We start from the raw sequence: 16,465 nt of genomic DNA, 5'->3' as shown, positions 1-16,465 counted from the left end.
ACCTGCTCCTCAGCTCTTTTTGAGCAATGTCTGCACTTCGTCGGCGGCAGTCTTCAGCGCCTTGTCGGGCGTGTTCTTCTGGAAGATGACTTCCTGAACGCCACGGGCGACGAGCGTCATCATGCGGGAGAATACGGGCGTCGCCGGGGCCGTCGGCGGAGCGTAGCTCGCGGTCTTGATGAACTTGGAAAGATAGGGGTCGGCCTGCACGTCCTTGTTCTGCTGGGCGGACTTCAGGGCCGGCACGTTCTTGCTGGCAACCGCAAATGCGACCTGCTGTTCCGGTGACATCGCAAACTCGACGAGCTTGAGCGCCGCTTCCTGGTTCGGGGCGCCTGCCCGGACGGCGAAGCAGAAGGGATCGACAAGCGAGGTGAAACCGCCGCTCTCCTTCGGGAAGGGCACGACGTCGAACTCGACGCCTGCCTTCAGCGCGTTATTGGTCGAATAGTTGCCCGCGACCAGCATCGCAGCGCGTTGCTGGTTGAACGGGTTCGCCATGCCGCCGGGGCCGACGCCGAAGCCCGCATCGGTGATCTTGTCGGTGACAACGAGGTCTTGCAGGAAGGTCAGTGCCTTGACGCCTTCCGGACCGGCAAAACCCGGCGCCGACAGATCCGCCGTCAGCAGCGAACCGCCCGCCCCCTGCAGCAGCAGCGTGAAGAGTTCGAAGGCCTCGAGGTCGTTCTGGTAAAGCTGGATGCCGGAGACCTGCAGCATGCCGCCGCCCGGGCGCTTGGTAACGGCCTTTGCCCATTCGCGAAGTTCGGCCCAGTTCTGCGGGCCCTTGTCCGGATTGAGGCCCGCTTCGCTGATGAGCTTGCGGTTGATGCCAAGACCACGCGAGGTGCCGTAGAGCGGCATGGAATACTGACCGCCGTCCGCGCGACCGTAGGCGAGCAGGGACTGGTCGAGATCGGCCGTCTTCACATTCGGAAGCGCCTTTCCGAGTTCGACGAGCTTCTTGCCCGAAGCATAGGTGAGATTGTAGTCCCAATGCTGGACGATCAGGTCCGGGCCGGTATTGCCGTTGATCGCCGTCAGCATCTTTTCATTGAGCTGCGACGGTTCGGCATAGAGGCTGGACTGCAGCGCGACTTCCGGACGTGCGGTCTTGAAAGCAGCTTCGAGCGCTTCGCCGGCGGCCTTTTTGCTGCCTGCGAGCTGAGACCAGAAAACCAGTTGCTGGTCCGCCGCAAGCGCACGGCCGGACGCCGACATCAGGATCGGCAGGCCCGCGAGCCCGGCGGCGGCACCTGACAGAAATGCACGGCGCGTAGGCCTCATGGCATGCATGACATCGTTCTTCATCGCAAACTCCTCCCGATTTATCGACGATGATTCAGTTCCGGCCGACTGTAGTCCCGGCGGCATCAAAGACGTGGATGTTGGCCGCGTCGCAATAAACGTTGAGGTCCCTGCCCGGCTCGACGGCCTGGTCGCCGGCAAATACGCAGGTGAAATTCTGACCCTCGATACCGCTGTGAACGATCGTCTGGGCACCCAGCCTCTCGACCGATCGCGGCACGACGCCGATCTTCACCAGCGGCTCGCTGCCGGCCGGATGCGGCGCCAGAAATTCCGGGCGAATGCCGAGGACGACCTCCTCGCCGACCTTGAGGCGCTTCGCCAGTCCGTCGATGACGATCGTCCCGATGCCGGCAACCTCGAAGGAATAGTATTCGCTTTCGATCGCCTTCACCTTGCTGCGCAACATGTTCATCGGCGGACTGCCGATGAAGCCGGCGACGAAACGGTTTACCGGCTTGTGATAGAGGTCCATCGGCTTGCCCACCTGCTCGACACGGCCGCCGTTCAGCACCACGATCCGGTCGGCCATGGTCATGGCCTCCAGCTGGTCGTGGGTGACATAAACCATAGTGGCGCCAAGCTCCTTATGGAGCTGGGTGAGCTCGGTGCGCATCTCGATGCGCAACGCGGCGTCGAGATTGGAAAGCGGCTCGTCCATCAGAAAGATTTTCGGCTTGCGGACGATCGCTCGGGCGATCGCGACGCGCTGTCGCTGGCCGCCCGAAAGCTTCGACGGTTTGTCCTTCAGCCGGGTGGAAAGCTGCACCGTGCCGGCGGCTTTTTCGACCTGCTGGCGGATGTCGCCCTTCGAGCGGCGCTCCATCTGCAGCGGAAAGGCGATATTGTCGTAAACGCTCATATGCGGATAGAGCGCGTAGGACTGAAAGACCATCGCCACACTCCGCGTGCCGGCCGGCCGGCGGGTCACGTCGTCCGGGCCAATTCTGATCGCGCCGTCGCTGATCGGATCGAGCCCCGCGATCAGGCGCAGCAACGTGGACTTGCCGCAACCGGACGGGCCGACGAAAACCGCGAATTCTCCGTCCTCGATGGCAAGCGATACGTCCGTGATGGCGTCGAACGCCCCGTAGCTTTTCGAAACGTTGGATAGCTCCAGACGCGCCAAAGCTCGGTCCTCCCCTGAATTGCTTCTCCCAAAGCGTCAGATCCCTGACACCCTCACCATGCAACAAAAAACCGGACCTGTAAACATGTTGTTCGACAACTTCTATGCAAACTGATATGATCAGTTATACATTAAGAGCGCCGCCGGGGACGTGGAGCCCCTGGAAACCACCGATAGGATTTAAATACCGGGCCGCCGCCCGTCAGAGCTCGATCGCACGCTCGCGGGCATGCATGATGTGGCGGTCGATGGCGTCGCCCGCCGCATGCGGATCGCGGGATTTGATGGCATCGATGATTGCCAGATGATCGGCGAAGGCCGGCGGCAGGACCTGCTCGGAAAGGCTGATCCTGTCGAGCTTGATGAGCCGCATGCGGATCGCGTTGACCGCATAGGCCTGGATCAGCAGATCGTTCTGGGTCGAGTCGACGAGAAGGTTGTGAAATCCGTCGTCGACCTTCTGGCCGCGCTCGAAGACATCCGGCGAGGGAGCATTGCGGACCTCGTCGAGGATCGACTGGTGAAGCCTGGCCTGCTCGTCGAGGATAGCGTCGGGCATCCGCCTGACGGCCGTCAGCACGGCCTCGCGCTCCAGCGCCATGCGCACCTGGAAAGCCTGGCGGATGATCGAGAGGTCGATCTGGGTGATCTGGATGCCTCGCTGCGGCATGACCACCAGCAGGCCTTCATATTGCAGACGCGGCAACAGCTCGCGCAGAGCGCCGATCGACAGGCCAAGGAGAGCGACGAGCTCCCGCTGGGACACGAACTGACCCGGCCGCAGCCGGCCATCGAACAGCGCCTCGCGAAACCGCTCGTAGGCGATCTGTTTGACCGAGCGGAGTTCTGGCTGTTCGGTGCCGGGCGGTGCAGTACGTGCGCTCATCTGTCTCCTATCGCCGGCGGTACCGGGCGGGTCAAGCAGCGGCGCGATAACCCGTCCGCTCAAACAATTCAATGAGCATAGCACGATCGCGCTGATTGAGAGCAACCAGGGGCGGCACCGCATATGCCAGACTTTCGTCGTTGCGATAATGGGCAAGAGCCGCCTTGAGGGCAACGAGCGATCCGTAGGCATCCACTGCCTCGATGCGCCGCGACTGCTTCTCCAGAAGGCCCGCATCGTCGGGATTGTCGTAAAGCGCCCTCAGATCGCTGGCAAAGACGTTCGGCATGCCGCCGATCATGCCGGCGCCTCCAGCCTTGACGAGCGTCGGCAGAACCCGGTCGTCGCCCGTAAAGACGGCAAGCCCCGGGAAGGACTTCACCAGCATCAGGCCGTTTTCGAGATCCCCGGTCGAATCCTTGATCCCGGCGATGCGGCTGCCATGCCTGCGCATCAGGGCGGCGACCAGCGGCTGCGTAAAACGGACGCGGCTGAGCTGCGGGATGTTGTAGAGGACGAGATCGATTTCCGTATGCGCCCTGGTCTGCTCGATCAGCGCATCGAAGAAAGCCGCGACGCCGTCCTCGCTCGCTCCGTAATAGAAGGGCGGCAGGACGAGCGCGGCGCGACAGCCGAGCTCTCCATAGGCGATCAGCGAGGTTACCGCGTCGTCGAAACTCGCCGTCATGATCGCCGGCATCTGACGGGCCATATCCGCCCCACCCGCCTTCAGCGTTTCGAGCGCTTCGAGCTTCTGGGCGGTCGAAAAAGATGCGCCCTCGCCCGTCGTGCCGAACGTGGAAATGAAGCTGCAGCCGTTTGCCAGGAGACGGTCGACATGCGCCTTCAGCCGGAGGGTATCGATACGAAAATCGGCCGTCACCGGCGTGACGGAGGCGGCAACAATGCCCTTCAGCGCTGCATTCGACATGAACAGGTTCCTCGTTATAGAACTGATATAATCAGTGTAGATATCAGTCGTCAAATATATATTTACATCAGCCGCCGGCTACGGCATGTTGCGCCCGGGATTGGCGATGGAGGAACGGATGCGCGACTGCCGTCGGCATATTTTAAAGCGTGCAAAATCCATTGATTTTATTGGGATGCTTGAAAGCTCGGCTATTGGTACTAATTGCGAATGCCCCTGGGCTTCCACTTCAAACCAAGGAAACTGAACCGATGCCGGACATGCCTGCCGACACCCTCCCCGCCCGCCTCGCGAGTGCCATTCGCAATGCCATCCTGTCGAGGACCGTGCTTGATCCGGAGCCCTTTCTCGGGCTGCCGCTGGCGGATGCGTATGCGGTGCAGACGGACGTGTTTCGCGCGCTTGGCCTGCCGTTCAAAGGCGCCAAGCTCACCCTGAAGGGTGATTTCTGCCAGAGCGCACCGCTTCTGTCCGTCGACGAAGAAACCAGCCATGCCCATCAGCCGGGCATCTCGCTGGAAGTCGAACTGGCCTTCGTGCTCGACAAGGATGTCGTGGCCCGCGACGGCGAAGTGACCCGCAAGGATATCGTCGACGCGATCGGTTCGGTGCAGATCGGCGTGGAGCTTCTCCGCAGCCGTTACCAGGGCGGTTCCCGGGGCGATCCGGCCCTCGCCGCCGCCGACATGATGAGCAATGTCGGGTATGTCCTCGGCCCGCCGCTGGACCGGAGCCTGCTCGACGAAGGCGCATCGATCGGTCAGCTGTCGGTTTTCATCGACGGTCAGTCCGGCTTCGACAAGCCCGCGGCGCATTCCGACGGCGACCCGCTGAAGACCATGGTCGTGCTGGCCAACCAGAAACAGCTCTCCTCCTTTTCCATGCTCAAGGCCGGACAGGTGATGACGACGGGCACGTTGTGCGGACTGATCCCGGTCGCCGAGCCGGGCAGGATCGAAGTGAACATGGGCGGACAGCGGTTCGTCCTCGACCTGAGCTGACGCGACCTCGAGGGATGTGGCGATGACCGAACGTCCCTCGAAACCCACCAACGAACAGTAGCCAGGGCTCACCTTCAACTCCAAGCAAATTACTCACTTGATTTCTAACATGTCAGTATGCAAGCATTGGACCAACACTGGGAGGATAAATAAACCAATATGCGTTTCGGGCTCTCCGTCGCACTCGCGACCCCTTTTGACAAAGACGGCAAGATCGTGCTCGACGCGATGGTCACCCAAGCTCGCCGCAGCCTCGATGCCGGCTGCGACAGCGTCACGGTTTTCGGCACGACCGGTGAAGGCGCCTCGATCGGCAATAGCGAACGGGACAAGGTCCTCGCCGCCATGATTTCGGGCGGCATCGCGCCGCGCCAGATCGTTGCGGGTGTTCTCGTCGATGCGGCCGGGGACGCCGCAGAACAGGCCGCACACGCCCTATCGGCAGGTGCGCGCAACATTCTTCTGGCCCCGCCCTCCTATTTCAAGAATGTCAGCGACGAGGGCCTGTTCGGCTGGTTCTCCACGGTCTTCGCCCTTTTGGGCGACAAGGCCCGCGACATCATCGTCTACCACATCCCGTCGGTGACGATGGTGCCGCTCAGCCACGCGCTGATTGGCCGGCTTCGCCAGGCATTTCCCGGCATTGTCACAGGGGTGAAGGATTCCGGGGGCGAGTGGGCCTTTACCGAAAAGCTGCTCAAGGAACATGGCGACCTCATCATCCTGATCGGCGACGAGCGCCATCTGGCCCAGGGGGTGCGTCTCGGCGGACAGGGTGCGATCTCCGGTGTCGCAAATTTCGCCCCGCGCGAAGCTCGGCGCATGGCCGTGGATGGCGAGGACGATCAGCGGGTTGTCGATCTCGTCGTGGAATTGCTGAAATATCCCGTCATTCCGGCCGTGAAGGTGATGATCGCCCATCTTTCGAACGATCCGTCGTGGCTGACGGTGCGGCCGCCGCTTCTTTCGATCACCGACGAGGGTCAGCGCCTGTTGGCATCGGCCTTCGACACCCTGTTCCGTTCCAAGGCGGCCTGAAGACCATGGACCAGGCGCGCCCCACGGAAAATCCGGTCGAGGAGCAGCCAACGCTGAGGGAGAAGGCTTACGAGAGCTTTACGCGCCACCTTCTGGCGCGTGACGTTCGCCCGGGCCAGTTCGTCTCGCAACGCCGGCTGGTGGAATTGACGGGCCTGACGCTGGGCGCAATCCGCGAACTCGTGCCGAGGCTGGAGGCCGAGGGACTGATCAAGACCGTACCGCAGCGCGGCCTGCAGATCGCCCATATCGACCTCAACCTTATCCGTGAAGCCTTCCAGCTTCGCCTGTTCCTGGAAAAGGAAGCCGTTGCACTGTTCACCCAATCGGCCCCGGACCAGGCGATCGCCAGGCTTTTGCAAGAGCATCGCGAGATCGTTCAGGCGATCCAGGGCGGCAACGACAGCCGCGAGCTGGAACTCCATGCGCAGGCGGTCGACTGGGGCATGCACGACGCCTTTATCGACGCGCTCGGCAACACCATCATCTCGAACGTCTACCGGGTGAACTCCATCAAGATGCGGCTGATCAGGCAGGAGCGGTTCCGCATCGACGGCCGGGTCGGCCCCGTCATGAACGAGCATCTGAAAGTGCTCGAAGCGATCGAGCGACGCTCCGTGGAGGAAGCGGTCGCAGCACTCGTCGCCCATATCAATCACGCGAGGGATCGCGCGATCAGACTTTAGAAAAAGCAGCCGGAGACAAGGGTATCCGGCGCATTAGGAGGAGGAAATAGCATGTCATCTTCGTTCTGGAAGCCTACCCGCCGCAGTTTCCTGGCCGGTTCGGCCGCGCTCGGCGCCGCCGGTTTGGTCGGTTCGCGTCCGGCCTCGGCCGCCGTCGACTGGAAGCGCTTCGCCGGCACCACACTGGAAGTGAACCTCGTCAAAAGCCCGCGCGGCGACACCATCATCAAATACCTGGCCGAGTTCGAGGCCCTGACCGGCATCAAGGTCAATGCCGAAGCGACCCCGGAACAGCAGCAGCGCCAGAAGGCGACGATCGAGCTCTCGTCCGGCAAGCCGAGCTTCGACGTCATTCACCTGAGCTACCACGTCCAGAAGCGCCAGTTCGAAAAGGGCGGCTGGCTTGCCGATATCAGCGGTTTTCTGAAGGATCCGTCGCTCACCGACCCGTCGCTGAGCGAAAGCGATTTCGCCGAAGCCGGCCTCACCTTTGCCAAGGACAAGGACGGCAAGCTGCGCTCCCTGCCCTTCTCGGTCGACTACTGGATCGTCTACTGGAACAAGGAACTCTTCGAGAAGAAGGGCCTCGCCTACCCGAAGACCTTCGATGAGATGGCGGCGGCAGCCGAAGCGCTGACCGACAAGACCACCAATACCTACGGCTTCGTCGCCCGCGGCCTGAAGAACGCCAACGTTCCGGTGTGGACGGCGCTGATGCTGGGCTACGGCGCGACGGCGATTGGGCCTGACGGCAAACTGCGCACGACCTCCGACGAGGCCGTCGAAGCCGCCAAGCTTTACCAGCGCCTGATGACCAAGTCGGCCCCGGCCGGCATCTCCGGCTTCAACTGGGCGGAAGCCCAGTCTGCCTTCCTGCAGGGCAAGGTCGGCATGTGGCTGGATGGCGTCGGATTTGCTCCGCCGCTCGAAGACCCGCAGAAGTCCCGTGTCGTCGGCAAGGTCGGCTACGGCGTCATGCCGAAGGGACCGAAGGCGCAGGCGGCCGCCACCTTCGGCGATGGCATCGGCGTCACCGCCGGCAGCCAGAAGAAGGAAGCCGCCTATCTGTTCTGCCAGTGGGTCATCTCGAAGGAGATGGGCGCACGCCTGCTGCAGGCCGGCGCCGGCGTTCCCTTCCGCCAATCCATCCTCGCCGATGCGGAAGTCCGCAAGGGCGTCACCATGCCCAGCGCATGGGTGGATGCGGTCGCTGCTTCCGGCAAGGTGTCGCAGCTTGCGCTGCCGGTCATCATCCCGGTCACGGAATTCCGCGACATCTACGGCGTCGGTCTCACCAACATGATCGGCGGTGCCGACCCTGCGACGGAGCTCAAGACGGCAACGGCGCAGTTCGAACCGGTCCTTGCCAAGAGCGAGGGATAATGGCCTCCGTGAGCATCGAAACAGCACGGACGGAAACCGGTAACAAGAGGAGCAAGCCGAGCAGGCTTGCTCCCAACTACTGGCCTTTCGTCGTTCCCGCCCTCATCGTCATCGGCGCCGTCATCGTCTTCCCGTGGGTTTTCACCCTGTGGATGAGCGTGAACAGCTGGACGCTGGGACAGGAGCAGACCTTCGCCGGGCTGGACAATTACATCCGGCTGGCGACCGATTTCCGCTTCTGGGAATCGCTCTGGCACACGCTGATCTTCACGGTGCTGGCGGTCGTGGCACCGCTGTTTCTCGGCACGCTCGCAGCACTTATCTTCGATGCTCAATTTCCGGGGAGAGGCTTTCTGCGCGGCGTCTTCGTCATGCCGATGATGGCGACGCCGGTCGCCATCGCACTCGTCTGGACCATGATGTACCATCCGCAGCTTGGCGTCCTCAACTATCTGCTGTCGCTGGTCGGCATCGGTCCGCAGGAATGGATCTATAACCGCTACAGCGTCATTCCCTCGCTGGTTCTCGTCGAGACCTGGCAATGGACGCCGCTGATCATGCTGATCGTGCTCGGCGGCCTCGCCGCACTTCCCCGCGAACCCTATGAGAGCGCCGAGATCGACGGCGCCAACGCCTGGCAGAAATTCCGTTACCTGACGCTCCCGATGATCGCACCCTTCCTGATGATCGGCGTCATCATTCGCTCGATCGACGCAATCAAGAGCTTCGACATCATCTACGCGATGACGCAAGGGGGGCCGGGCACGGCATCCGAGACGATCAATATCTACCTCTACAACACCGCCTTCGCCTATTACGACATCGGCTACGGCTCGGCGATGGCGGTCGTCTTCTTCGTGATCATCGTCGCGCTCTCTTTCCTGCTGATGATGGTCCGCGCGCGGACGAACTGGTCGGACATGGAGACGCGCTGATGGAACACGCCCTCACCAAACGCCCCCTCATCAGACGCAAGACGCTCGATCGCATCGGCCTCCTGTTCGCGGCCCTCGTCATGGTGTCGCCGGTCGTGCTGTTCTTCCTCTGGATGATCTCGCTGTCGCTCAAGTACGAGATCGACAACGGTGCCTATCCACCGATCCTCATCCCGGAAAACTTCGCCTGGTCGAATTATGTGCAGGTGTTCCGCGAGAACAATTTCTTCCTGTATTTCTGGAATTCCGTGCTGGTGACGGGGGCCGCGACGCTGCTGGCGCTCATCATCGGCGTGCCGGCGGGATACGGCATCGCACGGTTGAAGGCGGACAAGGCAGCGATGGTCATCATGATCGCCCGCATGACGCCCGGCCTTTCCTTCCTCATTCCGCTCTTCCTGCTGTTCCAGTGGCTGAACCTGCTCGGCACGCTCTGGCCGCAAATCATCATCCATCTGGTCGTCACCGTGCCGATCGTCGTGTGGATCATGATCGGTTATTTCGAGACGACGCCGATGGAACTCGAGGAGGCTGCCAGCATCGACGGGGCAACGTCCTGGCAGGTGTTCCGCCTCGTGGCTCTGCCGATCGCCAAGCCCGGCATCGTCGTTGCCTTCATCCTGGCGCTCATCTTCTCCTGGAACAACTTCGTCTTCGGCATCGTGCTCGCAAGCCGCACCACGCGGACGCTGCCCGTTGCCGTTTACAACATGCTTTCCTTCGAACAGGTCAGCTGGGGACCGCTCGCCGCGGCCGCGCTGATCGTCACCCTCCCCGTGTTGGTACTCACCCTGTTCGCCCAGAAGCAGATCGTCGCAGGCCTGACGGCCGGCGCGGTCAAGGGCGGCTGAGCAGGCTCACAAACAGGATCGAATTTCATGGCAACCGTCACCCTTCACAACATCCAGAAGCGCTTCGGCGCGGTCAACGTCATCCAGGACCTCAGCGTCGATATCGCCGACGGGGAGTTCGTGGTTCTCGTCGGCCCATCGGGCTGCGGCAAGTCCACGCTGCTGCGCATGGTCGCCGGTCTCGAAGAGGTCAGCGGCGGCGAGATCCGCATCGGCGCCCGCGAGGTCAGCAACCTGCCGGCCCGCGACCGCGACATTGCCATGGTGTTCCAGAACTACGCGCTCTATCCGCATATGACGGTGGAAGACAACATGGGCTTCGCGCTGAAGCTCAAGCGTGCGAACCCCGCCGATACCGCAGAGCGGGTGAAGAAGGCGGCCGCGATCCTCGGCCTGGAAAACCTGCTTCAACGCTACCCTCGCCAGCTTTCCGGCGGCCAGCGCCAGCGCGTCGCCATGGGCCGCGCGATCGTCCGCAATCCGCAGGTGTTTCTCTTCGACGAACCCCTCTCGAACCTCGACGCGAAACTGCGCGTGGTGATGCGCAGCGAGATCAAGGCCATGCACCAGCGCATCGGCACGACGACGATCTACGTGACGCACGACCAGATCGAAGCCATGACAATGGCCGACAAGATCGTCGTATTGCATGACGGCAATATCGAGCAGGTCGGCGCGCCGCTGGAACTCTACGACCGGCCGGCCAACCTCTTCGTTGCCGGCTTCATCGGTTCGCCGGCCATGAACTTTCTGGACGGTAAGATCGAGGAAGGCGTTTTCCGCACCGAAAAGGGGCTGATCCTGCCGCTTCCGGCCGAAGTCTCGCCGGCCAAGGCGGGCGGCCGCCCGCTCGTCTACGGCATCCGGCCCGAACACATCCGCGCCAGCGATCAGGGCATCCAGGGCCGCGCGGCGATCGTCGAAGGCACCGGCTCGGAAATCTTTGCCAAGCTCGATTGCGGCGGCGAGCAGCTCTCCTGCCTTTTCCGCGAGCGCATCGATGTCAGGTTCGGCGACACGGTCGGTATCTCGATCGACGCGAAGCAGGTTCACCTCTTCGACAAGGTGACGGGCCACAGGCTCTGAGCGAGAGCTGGCGGCGTCTAATCATTTGCGCAAGCGCAAAGACAGCCGCTTCTTTCTTCTCAATCTGGGGGCATGAAAGCAGATGCCACAATTCCCCGCCACTACGGCAATCTCCAGGATTTCTTAGCCCTTCTGGAAAGCAGGGGGCGGCTGAAACGGATTTCGCAGCCCGTTTCGCTGGTCCATGAGATCACCGAGATCCACCGCAGGGTTCTTGTGGAAGAAGGGCCAGCGCTGCTCTTCGAAAAGCCGGTCGATGCCTGCGGCAATACCCTGGCAATCCCGCTCGTCGCCAACCTGTTCGGAACCCGCGAGAGAATAGAGTGGGGCCTTGGGCTCAGAGCCGGCGGCATAACGGGGCTTGCCGATTTCCTGAGCGAATTGCGCGAGCCGCGACCGCCGAGATCGATGCTCGACGCATGGCGAAAACTTCCGCAGCTGAAGGCGGCGCTCTCGCTGAACCCCCGCGCGGTTTCGCACCCGTCGTGTCAGGAGATCGTCTGGCAAGGCGCCGATATCGATCTCGACCGGCTGCCGATCCAGTCCTGCTGGCCCGGCGAGCCCGCCCCCCTCGTGACCTGGCCGCTGGTGATCACCCAGGCGCCGGACGATCCGGCGGATGTCAATGTCGGCGTCTACCGGATGCAGAAGCTCGGCAAGGAGCGGCTGATCATGCGCTGGCTCGCTCATCGTGGCGGTGCAAGGCACCACAGGATGTGGCAGGCACTCGGCCGCGACATGCCGGTGGCGGTGGTCGTCGGCGCCGACCCGGCGACAATCCTCGCGGCCGTCATGCCGCTGCCGGACAAAATGAGCGAACTGAATTTTGCCGGCGTCCTGAAAGGCAGGCGCCAGGCGGTTGCGCCCGCGTTTTCCGTAGCGCTCCCCGTTCCCGCGGAGGCCGAGATCGTCCTCGAGGGCACGATTTCCGCTACGGAGATGGCGGACGAGGGACCTTATGGCGATCACACCGGCTATTACAACGCCGTCGAAAGCTTCCCGGTGCTTTCCCTTTCGGCGATCACGATGCGCCGCAATCCGGTTTATCTCTCCACCTATACCGGCCGGCCGCCGGATGAGCCGTCGAGGCTCGGCGAAGCCATGAACGAGATCTTCATCCCGCTGGTCAGGCGCCAGTTCCCGGAGATCAGGGATCTTTGGCTGCCACCGGAGGCCTGTTCCTATCGAACCATGGTGGTGTCGATCGACAAACGTTATCCCGGCCATGCCCGACGGATCATGATGGGCCTCTGGTCCATGCTGCCGCAGTTCAGCTACACCAAGCTGATCATCGTGGTCGATCCGGACATCAATGTGCGAAGCTGGCCGGACATCATGTGGGCGATTTCCACCCGTTTCGATGCCGGCCGCGACCTCATGGTCGCAGACAACACGCCGATCGACTACCTCGACTTCGCCTCTCCGAAGCCAGGCCTCGGCGGCAAGCTTGGGCTGGATGCCACGACCAAGATCGGTTCCGAGACGGCTCGGGAATGGGGCCGGGTTCTCGAAATGTCCACCGAAATCATCGCGAAGGTCGACCGGATATGGGCATCGCTCGGCCTCGACGAGGCCTTGCCATGACAAATCACTTGCAGAGCGCCGAGCCGCAAAAGCTATCCGCCGGCCAATGATGCCGACGCCCGTGCAATCCTGAAACCATCATCGACCCCCGAAATCATCATCAACGAGGAGTACATCATGACCGAAATTGCCCCAGACACGACAGTCGCAGCGATCGCCACGGAACTGCCGGGAGCCGCTGAGCTCTTCCGCCGTCACGGCATCAGCTTCTGCTGCGGCGGCGACATACCGCTCTCCATGGCCGCCGAACAGGCGGGTCTCGCGCCGGCCGCGCTGATCGCCGATCTCAAGGCCCTCCAACAGGCATCGGGACGGGATGCGCCGCAGGAAACGCTGGCATTGATCTCGCACATTCTCACGAGATATCACGCCGCCCATCGCGAGGAACTGGATTGGCTCATTCCACTCGCTCAGAAAGTCGAGCGGGTGCACGGCAACCACCCTTCCGCCCCGATCGGCCTTTCCGGGACATTGGCACAGCTCCGCGATGAACTGGAAAGCCATATGATCAAGGAGGAGCAGGTGCTCTTTCCGATGATGCAGCACGGCGGCAGCCGAATGATTGCCCATCCGATCGCCGAAATGCGAAACGAACACGACGACGAAGCGCAGCATCTGCAGACCATCGAGCACGTGACGCGCGGCCTCGCCCTGCCCGAAGGTGCCTGCAGATCCTGGACGGCGCTCTATACGGGACTACGCAAATTCACCGACGATCTCGTCGTCCACATGCATCTCGAAAACGACGTGCTGTTTCCAAGATTTCAATCGGTGTCGTAGAAGGTGGAGAAAGCGGCAAACCTTGCCGCAACACTGTCGATCTGAGGAAGAGCGATGCATATCGAACGCGACCCGAACGGCGACTTCATCCTGGAATCCGGCGAGATTGCCGGTCGGTTCGGGCTGTCTCGCGACGATTTCCGGCAGAGAATCCGCCAGGGTCTCGTGACAAGCACGGTCGAGCGTGGCGAAGCCGAGGATATCGGAACGTCCCGCCTGAGCGTTCGTCTCGGAAACCGGGTCTGGCGCGCCGTCCTCAACAACGAAGGCGAGGTTCAGAACGAGGCCGTGACCTTCGTCCGTGGAAGAGGCCGATCCGGCGGATCCTGACGCCGATCGCGGGTCTTTCAAAGAACCATCGTTCCTCTTTGCGCTGGCTCAAGCACGGCCGCTCCCGCAACCGATAGCCTGTGCCTGCATTTCAGCAGGACGCATGAACATGGAATTTCCCCGCGCACTCGCCATCCCCTTGGCCCACATGCCGCTTGCCGTGATCGAGCGGGCGGCAGGGCTGCTGTTTCAGCGCCTCCTGAAAGAACATCCCGACCTGTTCGAGCGGCTGGGCGAGTACAAGGCGAAACGCTTTGCTTTTCTTCCGAGCGACCTGCCTCTCGCCTTCATCGTGGAGCCGGCCGGGCCGTCCATCCGCGTCACGCGGAAACAGGCGATGCAGGACCTCGCCGATGCCTCCGTCGAAGGGCCGCTTTTCCTGCTGCTTGCCCTGCTCGAAGGCCGCTGCGATGCCGACGCGCTGTTCTTCTCCCGCGATCTCTCCGTCACCGGCGACATGGAAGCCATGCTTGCGATGCGCAATGCGCTCGATGGCGCCGACATCGATCTGCCGCGCGACCTGTCGAGGCTTGCCGGCCCTCTTGCGCCCCTCTTCGGAAAGATGGGCCGGGATATCCGCCGCCGCGCACTGAACGACGAGACTTCCCAATGGAACTGATCTGCCCCGCCGGAACGCCGGCGGCCTTTCGCGAAGCCGTCGATGCAGGAGCCGACGCCGTCTATTGCGGCTTCCGCGACGAAACCAATGCCCGCAATTTTCCCGGCCTCAATTTCAGCCGCCAGGAATTGCGCGAGGCGATCGCCTATGCCCGCCGGCATGGCACGCAGACCTTCGTCGCCCTCAACACCTTCATGCGCGCCGGAGACGAGGAGATCTGGTACCGCGCCGCCGCCGATGCCGTTGCTCTTGGGGTCGATGCGCTGATCCTTGCCGATTTCGGCCTGATGGCACATGTGGCCGAACGTTATCCCGAGCAGCGGCTGCATGTCTCGGTGCAGGCCTCCGCCTCGAACGTCGACGCGATCAACTTCCTCGTCGAGGCCTTCCATGCCAAGCGGGTCGTCCTGCCGCGAACGCTCACCATTGCCGACATCGCACGGATCGCGCCGCAGATTCGCTGCGAGATCGAGGTCTTCGTCTTCGGCGGGCTCTGCGTCATGGCCGAGGGCCGCTGTTCGCTCTCCTCCTATGCGACGGGCAAGTCGCCGAACATGAACGGCGTCTGCTCGCCGGCAAGCCATGTGCGTTATCGCCAGGAGGGCACGGAACTGGTGTCCGAACTCGGCGACTACACGATCAACCGCTTCCCAGCCGGCGAAGCGGCCGGTTACCCCACCCTGTGCAAGGGTCGTTTCGATATCGCCGACAGTCCGGCCTATGCATTCGAAGACCCGGTTTCCCTGGATATCATGGGCGAGATCGAGGCGCTTTCGGCAGCGGGCGTCAGCGCTCTGAAGATCGAAGGCCGCCAGCGCGGCAAGGCCTATGTCGCCGAAGTGGTCTCGACCCTGAAAAAGGCCCTGTCGGCCGGACCGGAGCAACGAAAAGCGCTGCTGATGCGCCTGCGTGGCCTCAGCGAAGGCCAGAAGACCACATCGGGCGCCTATGAGAAGCGCTGGAGATGAACATGCACCGCACCACCTCGCCCTCCCTGACGATGGGGCCCGTCTATTATCTCTGGGACGGCCCCAAATGGCGCGATTTCCATTTCCGCATCGCCGACGAAGCGCCGATAGAACGCGTGGTGATCGGCGAAACCGTCTGTTCCAAGCGACAGCATTTCATCGAACCGCATATCGCCGAGGTGATCGAGAGACTGGAAGCTGCGGGCAAGACCGTGGCTCTTTCGACTTTGTCGCTCGTCACCCTGGAGCGCGAGAGCCGGCAGATCCGGGATCTCGTCGCCGACAGCGAACATATGATCGAAGCCAACGACCTCTCCGCCCTCGGACTGCTGAACGGCAAGCCCCACAGCATCGGCCCCCTGGTCAACGTCTACAACGCGCCGACGGCCAAGCTGCTCGCCGGCCGGGGAGCGACCAGCATCTGCCTGCCGCCGGAATTGCCTTTCACATCCGTCGAGAAGATCGTCGCCAACGCGCCCGCAATCGCATTCGAGGTCTTCGCCTTCGGCCGCATGCCGCTCGCCATCTCGGCGCGATGCGCTCATGCGAGATCCAAGGGCAAGATCAAGGACAATTGCCAGTTCGTCTGCGGCGAAGATCCTGACGGCCTGCCGGTGAACACCCTTGACCGGCAATCTTTCCTCGCGCTCAACGGCGTGCAGACCGTGTCACACACCTGCCAGGCCCTGCTGGGCGAGCTCGCCGGCCTCGCCGCATGCGGTATCTCGGCGATCCGCCTGTCGCCGCAGGACTGCGACATGGTGGCGGTCGCAAAGCTCTACCGCGCCGTGCTCGACAACGCGCTGGACGCGGACAAGGCGATCACGCTGCTGCGCGAAATCTATCCCAGCGCCGCCTTGTCGAACGGTTTTCACCATGCCCGCGAAGGTGCAGCATGGGTCGCGCGTGCCCGCGACATGGCTCATGGCCGAGCGTGAGCGGTTGCCTCG

Annotated in this window: 17 protein-coding genes; 13 read left to right on the top strand and 4 right to left on the bottom strand. The window is 62.6% G+C overall.

All coding sequences use genetic code 11. The annotated features are described in order from the left end of the window. Positions 1-9 precede the first annotated feature (9 nt). From C5J22_RS27185 to C5J22_RS27170, 4 genes are all read right to left on the bottom strand, one after another. On the bottom strand, positions 10-1,311 hold the full coding sequence (locus C5J22_RS27185) for an extracellular solute-binding protein (protein ID WP_172746795.1): 1,302 nt from the start codon (positions 1,309-1,311) through the stop codon (positions 10-12). 31 nt (positions 1,312-1,342) lie between these two features. After that, on the bottom strand, positions 1,343-2,437 hold the full coding sequence (locus C5J22_RS27180; RefSeq protein WP_105440792.1) for an ABC transporter ATP-binding protein: 1,095 nt from the start codon (positions 2,435-2,437) through the stop codon (positions 1,343-1,345). A gap of 202 nt (positions 2,438-2,639) precedes the next feature. Continuing rightward, positions 2,640-3,323 (bottom strand): GntR family transcriptional regulator, encoded by a 684-nt coding sequence (locus C5J22_RS27175; RefSeq protein ID WP_105422830.1) that lies wholly within the window; start codon positions 3,321-3,323, stop codon positions 2,640-2,642. Positions 3,324-3,354: 31 nt separating this feature from the next. Next, entirely contained in the window at positions 3,355-4,254 is a 900-nt protein-coding gene (locus tag C5J22_RS27170) for a dihydrodipicolinate synthase family protein (protein WP_105440791.1), read from the bottom strand. Positions 4,255-4,505: 251 nt separating this feature from the next. Here C5J22_RS27170 and C5J22_RS27165 point away from each other — a divergent pair, with 251 nt between their 5' ends. From C5J22_RS27165 to C5J22_RS27105, 13 genes are all read left to right on the top strand, one after another. After that, positions 4,506-5,255, top strand: a complete 750-nt coding sequence (locus tag C5J22_RS27165) for a hypothetical protein (protein WP_105440790.1) — start codon at positions 4,506-4,508, stop codon at positions 5,253-5,255. Between the two features lie 159 nt (positions 5,256-5,414). Next, a complete protein-coding gene (locus tag C5J22_RS27160) occupies positions 5,415-6,293 on the top strand; it encodes a dihydrodipicolinate synthase family protein (RefSeq protein WP_105440788.1) in 879 nt (292 codons plus the stop codon). Between the two features lie 5 nt (positions 6,294-6,298). Next, on the top strand, positions 6,299-6,979 hold the full coding sequence (locus C5J22_RS27155; protein WP_105440786.1) for a GntR family transcriptional regulator: 681 nt from the start codon (positions 6,299-6,301) through the stop codon (positions 6,977-6,979). A gap of 51 nt (positions 6,980-7,030) precedes the next feature. Beyond that, entirely contained in the window at positions 7,031-8,362 is a 1,332-nt protein-coding gene (locus C5J22_RS27150) for an ABC transporter substrate-binding protein (RefSeq protein ID WP_105440785.1), read from the top strand. Next, entirely contained in the window at positions 8,362-9,297 is a 936-nt protein-coding gene (locus C5J22_RS27145) for a carbohydrate ABC transporter permease (RefSeq protein ID WP_105422838.1), read from the top strand. The genes C5J22_RS27150 and C5J22_RS27145 overlap by 1 nt, the downstream gene beginning before the upstream one ends. A 29-nt stretch (positions 9,298-9,326) precedes the next feature. Further along, entirely contained in the window at positions 9,327-10,148 is an 822-nt protein-coding gene (locus tag C5J22_RS27140) for a carbohydrate ABC transporter permease (protein ID WP_172746798.1), read from the top strand. A gap of 27 nt (positions 10,149-10,175) precedes the next feature. After that, a complete protein-coding gene (locus C5J22_RS27135; protein ID WP_105440783.1) occupies positions 10,176-11,234 on the top strand; it encodes an ABC transporter ATP-binding protein in 1,059 nt (352 codons plus the stop codon). A 72-nt stretch (positions 11,235-11,306) separates the two neighbouring features. After that, a complete protein-coding gene (locus C5J22_RS27130; protein WP_105440782.1) occupies positions 11,307-12,818 on the top strand; it encodes a UbiD family decarboxylase in 1,512 nt (503 codons plus the stop codon). A gap of 117 nt (positions 12,819-12,935) precedes the next feature. After that, positions 12,936-13,598 carry an iron-sulfur cluster repair di-iron protein gene (gene ric / locus C5J22_RS27125; RefSeq protein WP_105440781.1) on the top strand — a complete coding sequence of 221 codons (663 nt, stop codon included), beginning with the start codon at positions 12,936-12,938 and terminating at the stop codon, positions 13,596-13,598. A gap of 54 nt (positions 13,599-13,652) precedes the next feature. Continuing rightward, on the top strand, positions 13,653-13,928 hold the full coding sequence (locus C5J22_RS27120) for a DUF6522 family protein (RefSeq protein WP_038546230.1): 276 nt from the start codon (positions 13,653-13,655) through the stop codon (positions 13,926-13,928). Positions 13,929-14,037: 109 nt separating this feature from the next. Continuing rightward, positions 14,038-14,547, top strand: coding sequence for an SCP2 domain-containing protein (locus C5J22_RS27115; RefSeq protein ID WP_105440812.1), 510 nt, complete (start codon positions 14,038-14,040; stop codon positions 14,545-14,547). Continuing rightward, positions 14,538-15,515: a peptidase U32 family protein gene (locus tag C5J22_RS27110; protein ID WP_105440779.1), complete on the top strand. Its 978-nt coding sequence runs from the start codon at positions 14,538-14,540 to the stop codon at positions 15,513-15,515. Before C5J22_RS27115 ends, C5J22_RS27110 begins: the two co-directional genes overlap by 10 nt. A gap of 2 nt (positions 15,516-15,517) precedes the next feature. Next, on the top strand, positions 15,518-16,453 hold the full coding sequence (locus C5J22_RS27105) for a U32 family peptidase (RefSeq protein ID WP_371412675.1): 936 nt from the start codon (positions 15,518-15,520) through the stop codon (positions 16,451-16,453). Positions 16,454-16,465: the final 12 nt, after the last annotated feature.

This window comes from Neorhizobium sp. T25_13 (assembly GCF_002968675.1).
Taxonomy (GTDB): Bacteria; Pseudomonadota; Alphaproteobacteria; order Rhizobiales; family Rhizobiaceae; genus Neorhizobium; species Neorhizobium tomejilense.
This window is presented reverse-complemented; position numbering and strand designations above follow the sequence as displayed.

What these genes read in the sequence shown, in the direction of transcription:
- C5J22_RS27185 (WP_172746795.1), bottom strand. Translation starts at nt 1,311, where the DNA reads ATGAAGAACGATGTCATGCATGCCATGAGGCCTACGCGCCGTGCATTT.
- C5J22_RS27175 (WP_105422830.1), bottom strand. Translation starts at nt 3,323, where the DNA reads ATGAGCGCACGTACTGCACCGCCCGGCACCGAACAGCCAGAACTCCGC.
- C5J22_RS27170 (WP_105440791.1), bottom strand. Translation starts at nt 4,254, where the DNA reads ATGTCGAATGCAGCGCTGAAGGGCATTGTTGCCGCCTCCGTCACGCCG.
- C5J22_RS27165 (WP_105440790.1), top strand. Translation starts at nt 4,506, where the DNA reads ATGCCGGACATGCCTGCCGACACCCTCCCCGCCCGCCTCGCGAGTGCC.
- C5J22_RS27160 (WP_105440788.1), top strand. Translation starts at nt 5,415, where the DNA reads ATGCGTTTCGGGCTCTCCGTCGCACTCGCGACCCCTTTTGACAAAGAC.
- C5J22_RS27155 (WP_105440786.1), top strand. Translation starts at nt 6,299, where the DNA reads ATGGACCAGGCGCGCCCCACGGAAAATCCGGTCGAGGAGCAGCCAACG.
- C5J22_RS27150 (WP_105440785.1), top strand. Translation starts at nt 7,031, where the DNA reads ATGTCATCTTCGTTCTGGAAGCCTACCCGCCGCAGTTTCCTGGCCGGT.
- C5J22_RS27145 (WP_105422838.1), top strand. Translation starts at nt 8,362, where the DNA reads ATGGCCTCCGTGAGCATCGAAACAGCACGGACGGAAACCGGTAACAAG.
- C5J22_RS27135 (WP_105440783.1), top strand. Translation starts at nt 10,176, where the DNA reads ATGGCAACCGTCACCCTTCACAACATCCAGAAGCGCTTCGGCGCGGTC.
- C5J22_RS27130 (WP_105440782.1), top strand. Translation starts at nt 11,307, where the DNA reads ATGAAAGCAGATGCCACAATTCCCCGCCACTACGGCAATCTCCAGGAT.
- ric (WP_105440781.1), top strand. Translation starts at nt 12,936, where the DNA reads ATGACCGAAATTGCCCCAGACACGACAGTCGCAGCGATCGCCACGGAA.
- C5J22_RS27120 (WP_038546230.1), top strand. Translation starts at nt 13,653, where the DNA reads ATGCATATCGAACGCGACCCGAACGGCGACTTCATCCTGGAATCCGGC.
- C5J22_RS27115 (WP_105440812.1), top strand. Translation starts at nt 14,038, where the DNA reads ATGGAATTTCCCCGCGCACTCGCCATCCCCTTGGCCCACATGCCGCTT.
- C5J22_RS27110 (WP_105440779.1), top strand. Translation starts at nt 14,538, where the DNA reads ATGGAACTGATCTGCCCCGCCGGAACGCCGGCGGCCTTTCGCGAAGCC.
- C5J22_RS27105 (WP_371412675.1), top strand. Translation starts at nt 15,518, where the DNA reads ATGCACCGCACCACCTCGCCCTCCCTGACGATGGGGCCCGTCTATTAT.